The sequence below is a fragment of the Falsiroseomonas ponticola genome, assembly GCF_016805305.1.
GTDB lineage: Bacteria > Pseudomonadota > Alphaproteobacteria > Acetobacterales > Acetobacteraceae > Falsiroseomonas > Falsiroseomonas ponticola.
On record NZ_JAERQN010000001.1, the window covers coordinates 1270863 to 1283758 of the forward strand.

Here is a 12896-nt window from a genome sequence, read left to right on the forward strand (position 1 = left end):
CAACAGGCACGGTAACAACGCAACGTCTGGTCTCAAACGTCCCGTTTCTTCGACGTTTCGACCTCATGTCGCAACGCGGCGCGCCGGGCCGGGCGCGGCAGGAACGGGGGGGTGGCGGGCGGAGCGGTGGCCGGGGCCGGGGCGAAACCGCGGATTTCCGCGCCATCGCCACCAGCGCCCCGCCGGCATCAAGACCCCGTCAACAGCCCGCGGGCAAGCTGTCGGCGGCGGCCGATGGCGGCGGCGGGCCCGGAAACCCAAGGCCGGCCGCGCCCCCATCGCGCAAACGTGATCGCGGTTGCTTCTCAGCGTGATCGCGAAACCGGGTCGCCGGGGGGCGAACGCCCGCGCCCCGGCGGCGTATAGTGCAGTGCAGCATACAGCAGCGAAAGCCGAGACCCCGATGGATGCCAGCCCGACGCCCACCACCGTCACCGCCATCGCCGGCGATGGCATCGGGCCGGAGGTGATGCGCGCCACCCAGGCCGTGCTCGCCGCCGCCGGCGCCCGGATCGAGTGGCAGGACGCGGTCGCGGGGGCGGAGGCCTTCCGCAAGGGCGTCGGCTCCGGCGCGCCGCAGGAGACGCTGGACAGCATCGCCGCCACCCGCGTGGCGCTGAAGGGGCCGCTCGAGACCCCCGTCGGCTTCGGCGAGAAATCCGCCAATGTCACGCTGCGCAAGGTGTTCGAGATGTATGCGAACATCCGGCCCGTGCGGGAGATTCCCGGCATCCGCACCCCCTTCGCCGGGCGCGGCATCGACTTCGTCGTGGTGCGGGAGAATGTCGAGGACCTCTACGCCGGCATCGAGCACATGCAGACGCCGGGTGTCGCCCAATGCCTGAAGGTGATCACGGAAGCGGGGTGCGAGCGCATCGTCGCCATGGCCGCCGCGCTGGCGGAGGCCGAGGGCCGCAGGAAGGTCACCGTGGCCACCAAGGCCAACATCATGAAGCTGACGGAAGGGCTGATGAAGCGCGTCGGCGAGCGCGTGCTGAAGGAGCACCCGTCCCTCGTCCATGAACACATGATCGTGGACAACGCCGCCCACCAGATGGTCGTGCGGCCCGAGCAGTTCGACGTCTGCGTCATGACCAACATGAACGGGGACATCCTGTCCGACCTCGCCGCCGGCCTGGTCGGCGGCCTCGGCGTCGCGCCCTCGGCCAATATCGGCGACGAGGTCGCGATGTTCGAGGCGGTGCACGGCTCCGCCCCCCAGATCGCCGGCCAGGGCCTGGCCAACCCCACCGCGCTGCTGCTCTCCGCCGTGATGATGCTGCGCCACATCGGCGATTTCGCCACGGCGCGGCGGGTGGAACACGCCCTCTACGTGACGCTGGAGGAGGGGCGGGACCTGACCGGGGACATCGCCGCCCCCGGCCAGGGGGTGGGGACGGATGCCTATGTGGCGCGCGTCATCGCCAATCTCGGCCGCGAATCCGCCCGCGTGCCGGCGCGGGACTACCGCCCCATCGCCATGCGCCACTGGCCCGCCGCCCCCTTCGCGAAGCCGGCCGGGAGCCGGGAGGTGGTGGGCGCCGATGTCTTCATCGAGACCACGGAAGACCCCGCCGCCCTCGGCGCCGCCCTGGCCGCGCTGGCGGAGGGCACGCCCTTCGCGCTGCAGACCATCGCCTCCCGCGGCGCGCAGGTCTGGCCGCCGCAGGGGGGCACGACCTTCCTGGTGGACCAGTTCCGCGCCCGCTTCCGCCTGCGCGCCCCGGCCGCGGACCCGAACCCGGCGGTGCTGGAGTTGCTGGGGCGCATCGGCCAGGGGCGCCGCTGGATGCATGTGGAGCTGCTGCAGCGCTTCGATGGCGTGGACGCCTTCAGCAAGGCGCAGGACGAGATCACGGCGCGGGCCTGATTCCGCTGGCGCCCGGCGCCGTGTTCGTTTTATGTTCCAGCCATCACGCGCCCGGATTCCGCCCGCCACCCCGCCGGCGCCCCTTCGCGGGGGCGCGCCGGGCCGGGAATTTGTCCAAGGCGGGCCCGCGAATCGCGACTAAAGGCGGCTAATCGGCATAAACGGCTAAAAGGGGTTAGTGGCCTCAAAGCCACATCCCTCAGCTGCCGGGGATCCAGACCTCGATCGTCTGCGGCGATGGCTGGGGCTGGTAGGCCCGGAAATCCTGGATCGCCCAGCCGCGGCCGAGCCGCCCCGCGATCCGCGCCGCCGCCGCCTGGTCCTCCTCATGGAAGTAGCGCACCACGGGGGTGGAGGGCACGAAGGGCGCCGTCCGCGTCGCCTGTACCTCCAGCCCCGCCTCCCGCAGCCGCCCGGCCACCTCCTCCGCGGCGGAGGCCCCCTGGGCGGAGGCCGCGCGGTGATGCAGCACGATGCGCAGCGGCGGCTCCGCCGGCGCCGCGGCGGCGGGCGCCACGGGGGCCAGGCGCGTCAGCTGCGCGGGCGCGGGCCCGGCGGGCTCCGCCGGCATCGCCTTCTGCGCGGGCAGGGCGCGCCGCGCGGCCTCCACCTCCGCCCGCAGGGCCTCGACCTCCCGCTCCAGCCCCTCCCGCGCCTGCCGCAGCGCGGCCAGCCGCGCCTCCTCGGCCGCGATCTCCCCGCCGCGGGACGGCAGGGGCGTGGCGGGCGGGGGGGTGAGGGGGAGCGGCGTCGGCGGCGGCACCATGCCGGCGCCGGCCAGGCGGGCGGGCGGCGCGCCATCGGCGGCGAAGAGCGTGACGCCCACCACCACCGCCAGCACGCCCGCGCCGATCCAGGGCAGGCGGCGATAGGGGCGGGCGACGCGCCGCCCCGATTCCGCCCTGCCGACCCGTTGCCGCATCCCATCCATTCCCCACCCGCGCCCCGGGATGGGGCGCCGCAGGGGGCCAACGCGGCGGCGCGGCGGCTGTTCCGCCGCGCGGCGCGCACACTGCGGTCAGGAAGACCCGTCCTGCCCTGGATTCAACGGCTTCGGGGGCAGGCCGCGGGCGGGAAAGGGCGGGTCAGCCGCCCTCGCGTTCCGCCTGGGACTGGGCGGCCAGGGCGCGCGCCATCTGGGACAGCGCCTCCTGGTGCTTCTCGTTGTCGATCAGGGCGAAGTTGCGCGCCAGCTCCAGGCACATGCGCTGGCGCGGCGATGCCTCCTGCCCAGGGCCTTCCACCGCCAGCCCGTCGAAGAACCAGGAGACGGGAACGCCGAGCACCTGGCCGATCTCGAACAGCCGTCCCGCGGAGATGCGGTTCAGCCCGCGCTCATACTTGTGCGCCTGCTGGTAGGTGACGCCGATCATCTTCGCCAGCTGCTGCTGGGACAGGCCCATCATCACCCGGCGCTCGCGGATCCGCGCGCCGACATGGCGGTCGGCCGCATTGGCGCGCTGGCCCGGCCTCTCCCCCGGCGTCGCCGCGGGGGCGGAAGCCTGGGGGGCCGCCTTGGCGCTGCCGTTGCGCCGCTCGGTCTCGGTGGTCGCCATGCTCTGTGTCCCTGCCGGTGTTTGACGCACCGTGCAATGCGATAGATGCTCATGCGTTCGCCCAAGGCGCGCATGACAACGCTGTGATTATCGACTTTTCGGCGCGCCCCGCCGGATCGGATGCCGCCCCGGCCCCGCCCGCGACGCCCACGGAAGGGGGGCGGGCGCGGCGGCTCTGGAAGCGGTCCGGCCAGGGGGCGGGCGGCCTGGTGGCAGCCGGCCTTGCAAGACGCGCGCCAAGCCGCGGGGCCTAGTCCGCCGTTCCCTTGCGGGATGCCTTCAACTGGTCCAGCTGCCGGCGCAGCGCCTCCACCTCCGCCTGCAGCGCCGCCAGCCGGGCCGATTCCGGGGCCGGCTCCGGCGCCTCGGCGCCGGTGCGGAAGGGGGCGAAGAGGTTCATGGCGCGCTCCATCATCGCCATGTTCTGCTTGCCCACTTCCTCCAGCCCGCCGAAGGGCATGAAGCCGCCCATGGTCTGCTCCACGGTCCGCCGCACCTGGTCATGCTGGCGGGAGAAGGCGCCCATCACGCTTTCGAGGTAGCGGGGCACCAGCGACTGCATGCTGTCCCCGTAGAAGCCGATGATCTGGCGCAGGAAGGAGGTCGGCAGCAGGTTCCGCCCCTTCGCCTCCTCCTCCACGATGATCTGCGTCAGCACGCTGCGGGTGATGTCCTCCCCCGACTTGGCGTCATAGACGACGAAGTGCCGGCCGTTGCGCACCATGACGGCCAGGTCTTCGAGCGTGACGTAGGAGGAGGATTCGGTGTTGTAGAGCCGCCGGTTCGCGTACTTCTTCACGACCACCGGGGGGGTCGAGGGGCCTTCCGTCTCCGCCGTCGCCTGCGTGGTGTCGTTTGCCATCCGTTTGCCTTCCCGAAGCGGGTGCACCGCCGCCGATGATGCTAACATGGTGATTGATGCAGTGCGAAAGCCCTGATGCGTAAATATGCGACCGGAATGCCGCCCGCGCTGGTACCCGCTGCCCTGGCCTGTCCCCCTGGCCGGCGCCGGCAGGCCATCCCTGGCGCTGCCTGATGCCCGCCGACCGCCCGCAGGACGCCACCCCGACGCCGGAGGGGGAGATGGAGCTCGATCGCCTGGCGGAGGATTGGATCACCCTCTGGCAGACCGAGATCGCGGGCCTCGCCGCGGACCGGGAGGTGGCGGAGGGCCTGGCCGGCATGGCCGCCGCCTGGTCGGCGCTGGGCGCCGCCTGGCTGCGCGCCGCCACCACGCCGCCCTTCGGCCGCACGCCGCCGGGCGGGCCCGATCCCTTCGCCGCCTTCCGCCCGCCTTTCGGGCCATCCGGCTTCCCGCCGCCCAACTTCGCGCCACCGCCCGGCTGGGCCGCGGGCTGGGGATACCCCCCGCATGATGGCGCCGGAGGCCCGCCACCGCCGCCGGGGCCCCCGCCCGCTGCCGCTGCACCTGATGCTGGGGCTGGGCCGCGGGATGGCGGCGATCGGCAGCACGGGCCTGATGCCGTCGCCGAGCGGATCGCCGGGCTGGAACGGCGGCTGGCCGATCTCGAAGCCGGCGCAGGCGGAGATGGCGCGGATCGCCGCCGCCCTCGCCGCCGGCGGCCACCCGCCTGAGGCCTTCCGCGCCGCGGTGATCCGGCGCCTGCTGCGGGCGGACCGGGCGCTGCTGGCCGGCATCGCCGCCTATCGCCGCCACCCCTTCGCGCGCGACCTGCCCGACCCGCCGGCGATCTGGGGAGAGGGGGAGGCCCGCATCCTGGACTACCAGGCCCCCGGGGCGCCCGGGCCCCTGGCCCTCTTCGTCCCCTCCCTCGTCAACCGGGCGCAGGTGCTGGACCTGATGCGCGGCCGGTCGATGATGCGCTTCCTGGCCGGGCAGGGGGTGCGGCCGCTGCTGCTGGACTGGGGCTGGCCCGGCGCCGCGGAGCGCGACTTCTCCCTGACCGACTACATCGCCGGGCGGCTGGAACGCGCGCTGATGGCCCTGCCCGGGCCGGTGGTGCTGGTGGGCTACTGCATGGGCGGGCTGCTGGCGCTGGCGGCGGCGCTGCGGCGGCCGGACCGGGTGCGGGCCATCGGGCTGCTGGCCACGCCCTGGGACTTCCACCCGACGCCGGCCGATGCCGGCCGCGCCCGCGCCGCCGCCGCCCTGCTGCCGGGGCTGGAGCCGCTGATGCAAGCGACCGGCACGCTGCCGGTCGATGCGATCCAGACCCTCTTCGCGGGCCTCGATCCCTTCGGCATCCCGCAGAAGTTCCGGGCCTTCGCCCGCCTCGACCCCGCCTCCGACCGCGCCGCGCAATTCGTGGCGCTGGAGGACTGGCTGAATGACGGCGTGCCGCTCGCCGCCCCCGTGGCGAGGGAGGCGCTGGGCGGCTGGTACGGCGCCAATACGCCGATGCGGGGCGCCTGGCGGGTGGCGGGCGCGGTGGTGGATCCCGGCGCGCTGGCCATGCCCGCCTTCTGCGCCATCCCGCATCGCGACCGCATCGTGCCGCCGGACAGCGCCCGCGCCCTGGCCGCCCGCCTGCGCCACGCCACGGTGCACGAAGCCGCGGCCGGCCATATCGGCATGGCGGCCGGCGGCCAGGCGGAACTGGCGCTGTGGCGGCCCCTGCTGGACTGGCTGCGCGGCCTGTAGCCGGGCCCTGATGCTTGTAGCGGCGCCCCGCCCGTCCCACACTGCACCGCAATACCCAGTCACGCCTCATCAAGGAGTCCAAGGACCCATGACCGAAATCGTCATCGCCTCCGCCGCCCGCACGCCGGTGGGCTCCTTCAACGGCGCCTTCGCCAGCCTCTCCGCCCATGCGCTCGGCACCGTCGCCATCCAGGCCGCGCTGGAGCGTGCCGGCGTGAAGCCGGAGGAGGTGGATGAGGTCATCCTGGGCCAGGTGCTGCCCGCCGGCGCCGGCCAGAACCCGGCCCGCCAGGCCGCCGTCGCCGCGGGGATCCCGGTGGAGCGCACGGCCTTCGGCATCAACCAGCTCTGCGGCTCCGGCCTGCGCAGCGTGGCGCTGGCCGCGCAGCAGATCGCCTGCGGGGATGCCGCCATCGTCGTCGCCGGCGGCATGGAGAGCATGACGCAGGCGCCGCATTGCGCGCAGCTCCGCGCCGGCCAGAAGATGGGCGGGCTGGAGCTGGTGGACACCATGCTGAAGGACGGCCTCTGGGACGCCTTCCAGGGCTACCACATGGGCAATACGGCGGAGAACGTCGCCCAGAAGTACCAGCTGACGCGGCAGGAGCAGGACGAATTCGCCGCCGCCAGCCAGCGCAAGGCGGGCGAGGCGATGAAGGCCGGCCGCTTCAAGGACGAGATCGTGCCCGTCACCGTCAAGGGCCGCCGCGGCGACACCGTGATCAGCGAGGACGAGTACCCGAAGCCCGAGACGACGATGGAGATCCTGGGCAAGCTCCGCCCGGCCTTCGACAAGAACGGCACCGTCACCGCCGGCAATGCCTCCGGCATCAATGACGGCGCCGCCGCGATCGTCGTGATGTCGGCGGCCGAGGCCGCGAAGCGCGGCGTGGCGCCGATGGCACGCATCGTCAGCTGGGCGACGGCGGGCGTCGATCCCTCCATCATGGGCACGGGCCCGATCCCGGCCAGCCGCAAGGCGCTGCAGAAGGCGGGCTGGTCGATCGACACGCTCGACCTGATCGAGGCGAACGAGGCCTTCGCCGCCCAGGCCTGCGCGGTGAACAAGGACCTCGGCTGGGATCCGGCCAAGGTGAACGTGAATGGCGGCGCCATCGCGCTCGGCCATCCCATCGGCGCCTCCGGCGCCCGCGTGCTGAACACCCTGCTGTTCGAGATGCAGCGCCGCGGCGCCCGGCGCGGCCTGGCCACGCTCTGCATCGGCGGCGGCATGGGTGTCGCGATGTGCGTCGAGCGCGCCTGACCGGTTGAGGGCCTGACGTCGAGGGGGGCCGCGTCCATCCGGGCGCGGCCCCTTTCGTTGCGTGCTGTTTCACGGCCCCTGGACGCCGATGCGCGCCGGCACCGATGCTCTCCCGCAAGCATTGGCGACGGGATCGGGCACCATGGCGCTGTTTCACATCCGGCCGCTATCGGGCGGCCCGCTGGTACGATCGGGCACGGCCGGGGCCGACAATTTCCTGGTGCGGGATCCCGCCAACCTGCTGGTCCCGGGCCTGGCGCAGGATGCGGGCGCGGGCTTCGACACGCTGCGCTTCCGCGTCGCGGGCGACCTCACGCTGGGCGACGACGCCTTCCAGGGCCTGGCGAATTTCGATCGCCTGATGGTGCACACCGCCGGCACCGCCACCTTCACGCTCGGCCCCGCCGCGCTGGCCGCCTTCAGCGCCGCACCCCTCATCACCATCGCCTCCGGCGCCGGCCGCCTGGTGGTGGAGGCATCGAGCGCCGCCGGCCCGCTGCGCATGCTCGGCCGCGGCGGCAACGACGCGCTGCATGGCGGCACCGGCAATGACCTCATCAATGGCGGCGCCGGCGACGATACGGTCTCGGGCGGCGGCGGAAGGGACCGGCTGACGGGCGGCACGGGCGACGATGTCTTCGTCATCGGGCCGGAGGCCGGCCACACCCTGGTCTATGATTTCGGCCGGGGCGCGGACCGGCTGGACCTCAGCGCCTTCGGCATCACCGATTTCGCCGGCGCCATGGCCAGCGCCCGCCAGGCCGGCAGCCAGGTGCGCCTCGAGCTCGGCGGCGGCGTGACCGTGGCGCTCCGCCAGACCACGCTCGCCAGCCTGGACGCCGCGGACTTCCTCTACGCCGCCGCCACGGCGCCGGTCACCATCACGGAGGATCGGAGCCATGACGGCGAAGACGGCACGCCGCCGGGTGGCGACGGGTCATCGCTGTCCATCCAGCTCTACGGCGCCGCGGACCTGGTCACGGGCGGCACGGCGGCGGACAGCGTGCAGCGCAGCGGCACCGTCACCGGCGGCGATGGCGCGGATGGCGCCGCGGGCCCGGCCGGCGCGGCGGGGGCGGAGACGCTGACCCCTGGCGACCCGCTGACCACCCGCGTCACCGGCTATGGCGAGGCAGGCCAGGCCGGTGGCGATGGCGGCGCGGGCGGGGAGGCGACGGCCATCGCCGACGATGCCGGCGCGCGGCTCGGCGTGGCGGGCATGGCGCAGGACAGCTCGGTCCTGCAGGTCGCGGCCCAGGGCGGCTCCGGCGGCGCGGGCGGGCAGGGCGGCGCGGGCGGCGCCTCCGCGCATGAGGAGGATACGGAATTCTTCGTCGCCGGCTCCTCCGTCAGCCTCACCAACCATCTGGCGGGCCAGGGCGGCGCGGGCGGGGCGGGCGGCATGGGCGGCGCGGGCGGCCGCGCGACGGCCCTGGTGACCGACTATGCCGGCGACCACACCGCCGCCATGCAGCACGCCGTGACCGCCCTGGCCACCGGCGGCCAGGGCGGCGCGGGCGGGGCCGGCGGGACGGGCGGCATCGGCGCCTTCGACGATGACCTCTCCGGCGCGCGGGATGGCGGGGAAGGCGGCGCGGGCGGTGCCGGCGGCGCGGGTGGCGATGCCGTGGCGCGGGTGCTGGGCGTGAAGGGCGCCGCCAGCCCGGATGTGGACTGGACGCTGACCGCCACCGCCACCGGCGGGCGGGGTGGCGATGGCGGCGCGGGCGGCGAAGCGGCCTTCAACCGCACCTCCACGCTGCGCAACGATGACGGCACCATCACCGGCGGCGTGGTGGAGGAAGGCCGCGACATCGGCGGCGATGGCGGCCGGGGCGGCGATGGCGGCGATGCGGAGGCCGAGATCAGCGGCGCCTATATCAGCACGCCCGACCTGGTGGAGACGCTGGTGCGGCTGGAAGGCGCGGCCACGGGCGGCGCGGGCGGTGCCGGGGGCGCGGGCCATGCCGGCATCGGCAGCGACGGCAGCGCGACGGTGGACGGCATCACCACCAACAGCCATGCCGGGGTGGCGGGCCTCGATGGCGCGGCGGGCGCGCGGGGCGCGGCCACCATCATCATGCGGGACAACACCATCCTGACCGGCGATGGCCGGGACATCGTGCAGGTCGCCACCTTCTTCGACGGGGCGACCCACACGCTGGTGTTCGACGGCAACCGCTTCGATGGCGGCGCGGATCGCGACAGCCTCGACCTCTCCGCCGTCTATGGCGGCTTCGGTGCCACGGTGGATGTGGCGGCGGGCCGGCTGACGCTGGGCGGCACCGGGGCCAATGTGATGCGGGGCTTCGAGGATTTCGTCGGCACGGAAAGCGCCGACCGCTTCATCGATGGCGTGGGGGAACAGGTCTATCGCGGCGGCAGCGGCGCGGATGTCTTCGTCTTCGCCCCCGGCCACGGCCAGGACAGCATCAAGGACTTCACGCAGGGGGAGGACCTGATCGACCTGACCGCCTTCGGCTATGCCGATTTCGCCGCCGTGCAGGCGCTGATGGGCGCTTCGCCGCCGGGCTACGAGTACCCCTATGTGGTCGTCAGCACCTCCGGCGGCACGGGCCTCAGCCTCAGCTTCGCCGTGGATACCGTGCTGACCGCCGCCGACTTCATCCTGTAGCGCGGCATCCCGTCGCGCGGGGGCCGCGCCTCAGCTGTTCAGCAGGGCGTCGATGTCGTCCTGGCCCAGGTCGCCGCCGGACGGCGCCTCGACCGTGCGGATCGCGGTCGGCACATGCACGCTCTGCCGCGGCGAGTCCGACTTGCTGCCATCCGGCACCATCGTCTCCAGCATGTTCTCCACCTGCTGCAGGTGCTGGATGGCGCGGCGGATGCGCTGGCCGGTCACGTCCTGGAAGCTGCAGGCTTCGAAGATCGAATTGACGCGCGCCGCGATGGCGGCGACGGCGGAGGCATCCTGGCTGCCGCCCGCGACCCAGTCCTGGATCGCCTCCGCGGCTTCCATGATGGTGTTGGCGGCGGCTTCCGTCGCCTGCACCACCGCTTCCAGCTCCAGCCCGCTGTTGCGCGTGGCGGCGGCCGGCACGGCGATGAGCTGCGAGATCTGTTCCTGGATGCGCGCCAGCTCGCCCGCCATGCGGGATTCGCCCATGTCGGCGATCTCCACGCTGGCATGCAGCTCCGCCGACAATTCGGCGATGCGCCGGTCCACGAAGCTGTGGAGTGCCGAGAGTGCCGGATCGAGTTCCGCCCGAAGGGCCGCGCGAATGGCGGCTTCCGAGGTCTCGGCGCCCGGGTCGATCGTCATGGACATGCAGCATCATCCCCGTCGCGCCGGCCCTCACCAATGGTGGCGCGGTAGGAGAGGGATGACATGCTGGAATGAACAACCCGTTGCCGGGTGCCAAATGTGGTCATGTCCCTGGCCGTGCCGCGCGCCGCGCTCAGGCCGCGGCCGGCACCATCACGCGGCGGCGGCGCATCGCGACCGCGCCCGCCGGCATGGCGGAGAAGAGGTCCTTCTCCGCCTCCATGATCGCGACGCCGGCGATGCGCGGGCAGAGCGTCCGCCCCGCGCGCTCCACCGCCGGGGCGGCGGCGCGCAGCAGGCGCAGCCCGTAGGGCGGCAGGAACAGCGCGGCGTCCTCCGCCTCCACCCGGAACAGGTGGCGGGCCAGCAGCCGCGTCAGCTGCCCGGCGGAATAGGGCTGCCCATGGCCGAAGGGCGTGCGTTCCAGCTGCGCCCAGAGGCCGAGGCGGTTCGGCACGACGATGATCAGCCGCCCATCGTCGCGCAGCACGCGCCAGGCCTCCCGCAGCAGGCGCCGGGCGTTCTCCGCCGCTTCCAGCCCATGCACCAGCAGGATGCGGTCGATGCTCGCATCGGCGAAGGGCAGCGCCTCCTCCTCCGCCACCAGCGCGGCGGAGGGGCGGGCGGCGCCGGGCCAGGGGCCGGGCAGCACGGGCGGCCAGGCGGTGGGCGGGTGGCCATGCGCGGCATGCGCGGTGGTCAGCGCCAGGCAGGCCCGCGCCTCCGCCTGCCAGAGGCCGAGATAGGGCGCGGCATGGCCGATGCCGAGCACGGTCATGCCGGGCAGCGCGGGCCACAGCCTGGCCAGCCGGGCGCGCACCAGGCGCGCCGCCGCCTCCCCTCCGGCGGAGGCGTAGAACGCCTCCAGGGCATGGACCTCGATCGTCATGCCGGGGATATAGGGGATGAAGCCCCCGGTTTGGACGGGGGCGCAGGACCGGGAGCCGGATTGCCATGTCGGTCAAGGTTGAGGCGGTCCCCTGCCTCGAGGACAACTACCTCTGGCTGCTGAAGGACGGGCCCACGGGCGCCATCGGGATCTGCGACCCGGGCGAGGCCGGGCCGGCCATCGCGGCGGTGGAGGCGGCGGGCGGCACGCTGGATGCCATCTTCCTCACCCACCATCACGGCGACCACATCAACGGGGTGGAGGAGTTGCGCGCCCGCTACCCGCAGGCGCGCGTCATCGGCGGCAAGCCGGACCTGCACCGCCTGCCGAAGCTGGACGAGGCGGTGGGCGAGGGCGACGAGGTGGTCTTCGGCGCCGCCCGCGCGACCGTCATGCACCTGCCCGGCCACACCACCGGCCATATCGCCTTCCACTTCGCCGCCGACCATTTTCTTCTGTGCGGCGACATCGTCTTTGCCCTGGGCTGTGGCCGCCCGCTGGAAGCCGGGGGGATGGAGGCGCTGTACAAATCCTTCAAGCGACTGGCGAAACTGCCGCCCAATACGCGCTTCTGCTGCGGCCATGAATACACCGAGACGAATGCCCGCTTCGCCCTGACCATCGAGCCCGAGAACAAGGCGCTGCGGGCGGAGGCCGAGGCGGCCGCGGCGCTGCGCGCGGCCGGCCGGCCGACCGTGCCGACCACGCTGGCGCAGGAACTCTCGGGCAATCCCTATTTCCGCGCCCGCGACCTGGCGGAATTCACCGCCCGGCGGGAAGCCAAGAACCACTTCAGGTGAGGAACAGCCGGTGAAACTGCACTACGCCCCCGCCAGCCCCTTCGTCCGCAAGGTGCTGGCCTGCGCCATCCTGCGGGGCATCGACGACCGGATCGAGACGGTGATGACCGATCCGCATTCCTCCCCCGCCCACCTGCTGCGGGACAACCCGCTCTCGAAGATCCCGGCCCTGGTGCTGGAGGATGGGCGGGCGGTCTATGACAGCCCGGTGATCTGCGAATACCTGGACACGCTGGGCGATGCGCCCGCGCTGTTCCCGCCCACCGGCAGCCCGGCGCGGCTGACGGTGCAGATCCGCCACGCGCTGGCGGATGGCATCATGGATGCCGCCGTGGCGCGGCGCGGCCAGTCCGCCCACCCGCAGGACGAGGCCCGCGCCGCCTTCATCGCCCGCCAGAAGGCGGCGGTGGAACGCGGCCTGGCGGCGCTGGAAGGGAGCCCGCCGGCCGGGCTCGGCGATGTCGGCTCCGTCGCCGTCGCCTGCGCGCTCGGCTACCTCGATTTCCGCTTCGGGCATGAACCCTGGCGGGACGCGCATCCGAAGCTGGCCGCCTGGTATGCGGAGGTCTCCGCCCACCCGGCGCTGTCGCGCACCGCGCCGGGCTGAG

Annotated in this window: 12 protein-coding genes; 7 read left to right on the forward strand and 5 right to left on the reverse strand. The window is 73.6% G+C overall.

What is annotated here, in order from left to right:
• Positions 1-403: 403 nt before the first annotated feature.
• Complete coding sequence (locus JJI54_RS06130; RefSeq protein ID WP_203071847.1) at positions 404-1870, forward strand: NADP-dependent isocitrate dehydrogenase; 1467 nt, start codon at positions 404-406, stop codon at positions 1868-1870.
• A 199-nt stretch (positions 1871-2069) separates the two neighbouring features.
• Here JJI54_RS06130 and JJI54_RS06135 read toward each other — a convergent pair whose 3' ends face one another.
• From JJI54_RS06135 to phaR, 3 genes are all read right to left on the reverse strand, one after another.
• The gene (locus JJI54_RS06135; protein ID WP_203071848.1) at positions 2070-2792 is read right to left on the reverse strand and encodes a hypothetical protein; all 723 of its coding nucleotides are present in this window, start codon (positions 2790-2792) and stop codon (positions 2070-2072) included.
• Positions 2793-2955: 163 nt separating this feature from the next.
• A complete protein-coding gene (locus JJI54_RS06140; RefSeq protein WP_203071850.1) occupies positions 2956-3426 on the reverse strand; it encodes a helix-turn-helix domain-containing protein in 471 nt (156 codons plus the stop codon).
• A 250-nt stretch (positions 3427-3676) separates the two neighbouring features.
• Complete coding sequence (gene phaR, locus JJI54_RS06145; protein ID WP_203071852.1) at positions 3677-4288, reverse strand: polyhydroxyalkanoate synthesis repressor PhaR; 612 nt, start codon at positions 4286-4288, stop codon at positions 3677-3679.
• A 173-nt stretch (positions 4289-4461) separates the two neighbouring features.
• On the opposite strand from phaR, the gene JJI54_RS31885 reads away from it, so the two are divergent.
• From JJI54_RS31885 to JJI54_RS06160, 4 genes are all read left to right on the forward strand, one after another.
• Positions 4462-5022, forward strand: coding sequence for a hypothetical protein (locus tag JJI54_RS31885; RefSeq protein ID WP_226381387.1), 561 nt, complete (start codon positions 4462-4464; stop codon positions 5020-5022).
• Positions 4907-6049, forward strand: coding sequence for an alpha/beta fold hydrolase (locus JJI54_RS06150; RefSeq protein WP_226381388.1), 1143 nt, complete (start codon positions 4907-4909; stop codon positions 6047-6049). The genes JJI54_RS31885 and JJI54_RS06150 overlap by 116 nt, the downstream gene beginning before the upstream one ends.
• Before the next feature lie 88 nt (positions 6050-6137).
• Positions 6138-7313, forward strand: a complete 1176-nt coding sequence (locus JJI54_RS06155; RefSeq protein WP_203071855.1) for an acetyl-CoA C-acetyltransferase — start codon at positions 6138-6140, stop codon at positions 7311-7313.
• A 142-nt stretch (positions 7314-7455) separates the two neighbouring features.
• Complete coding sequence (locus JJI54_RS06160; protein ID WP_203071857.1) at positions 7456-9948, forward strand: calcium-binding protein; 2493 nt, start codon at positions 7456-7458, stop codon at positions 9946-9948.
• Between the two features lie 30 nt (positions 9949-9978).
• Here JJI54_RS06160 and JJI54_RS06165 read toward each other — a convergent pair whose 3' ends face one another.
• Both JJI54_RS06165 and JJI54_RS06170 read right to left on the reverse strand, forming a co-directional pair.
• The gene (locus JJI54_RS06165; protein ID WP_203071859.1) at positions 9979-10602 is read right to left on the reverse strand and encodes a protein phosphatase CheZ; all 624 of its coding nucleotides are present in this window, start codon (positions 10600-10602) and stop codon (positions 9979-9981) included.
• A 130-nt stretch (positions 10603-10732) separates the two neighbouring features.
• Entirely contained in the window at positions 10733-11488 is a 756-nt protein-coding gene (locus JJI54_RS06170; protein WP_203071861.1) for a class I SAM-dependent methyltransferase, read from the reverse strand.
• 65 nt (positions 11489-11553) lie between these two features.
• Between JJI54_RS06170 and gloB the strand changes: the two genes are divergently transcribed.
• Both gloB and JJI54_RS06180 read left to right on the forward strand, forming a co-directional pair.
• Positions 11554-12288 (forward strand): hydroxyacylglutathione hydrolase, encoded by a 735-nt coding sequence (gloB, locus tag JJI54_RS06175; protein ID WP_203071863.1) that lies wholly within the window; start codon positions 11554-11556, stop codon positions 12286-12288.
• Positions 12289-12298: 10 nt separating this feature from the next.
• Positions 12299-12895 carry a glutathione S-transferase N-terminal domain-containing protein gene (locus JJI54_RS06180; RefSeq protein ID WP_203071865.1) on the forward strand — a complete coding sequence of 199 codons (597 nt, stop codon included), beginning with the start codon at positions 12299-12301 and terminating at the stop codon, positions 12893-12895.
• Position 12896: the final 1 nt, after the last annotated feature.